This is a genomic window from Limosilactobacillus walteri (genome assembly GCF_014830205.1).
Classification (GTDB): domain Bacteria; phylum Bacillota; class Bacilli; order Lactobacillales; family Lactobacillaceae; genus Limosilactobacillus; species Limosilactobacillus walteri.
Genome location: NZ_QORN01000064.1, coordinates 1 through 808 on the forward strand (window position 1 = coordinate 1; position 808 = coordinate 808).

General features: G+C 55.9%; 1 protein-coding gene. It reads right to left on the reverse strand.

What is annotated here, in order from left to right:
- On the reverse strand, positions 1-808 hold an 808-nt coding region (locus DTK66_RS10750; protein WP_191668669.1), incomplete at both ends, for a DUF445 domain-containing protein.

The window sequence follows — 808 nt, forward strand, 5'->3', positions numbered from 1 at the left end:
CTAGCGCCTCGACCAGTGCATCAGTAAGTGCCTCAACTAGCGCATCGACGAGCGCGTCAACTAGCGCATCGACTAGCGCATCAACTAGTGCCTCAACGAGCGCTTCAACTAGTGCCTCGACCAGTGCATCAACTAGCGCTTCAACTAGTGCATCAACGAGCGCGTCAACCAGTGCATCAACGAGCGCGTCAACCAGCGCTTCAACGAGTGCATCAGTAAGTGCCTCAACGAGTGCTTCGACGAGTGCGTCAACCAGCGCATCGACGAGCGCGTCAACCAGCGCATCAACGAGTGCATCAACTAGTGCATCGACGAGCGCGTCAACTAGTGCATCAACGAGTGCTTCGACGAGTGCGTCAACCAGCGCATCGACGAGCGCGTCAACCAGCGCATCAACGAGTGCATCAACGAGTGCCTCAACTAGTGCTTCAACGAGTGCATCAGTAAGTGCCTCAACTAGCGCCTCAACGAGTGCTTCGACGAGTGCGTCAACCAGCGCATCGACCAGTGCATCGACGAGCGCCTCAACGAGTGCATCAGTAAGTGCATCAGTAAGTGCATCAACTAGTGCCTCGACCAGTGCGTCAACGAGTGCATCAACTAGTGCATCGACGAGCGCCTCAACCAGTGCATCAGTAAGTGCCTCAACTAGCGCTTCGACCAGCGCATCGACGAGCGCGTCAACCAGCGCCTCAACGAGTGCCTCAACTAGCGCGTCAACCAGCGCTTCGACCAGTGCATCAGTAAGTGCATCAACTAGTGCCTCGACCAGTGCATCAGTAAGTGCATCAACTAGCGCCTCAACTAG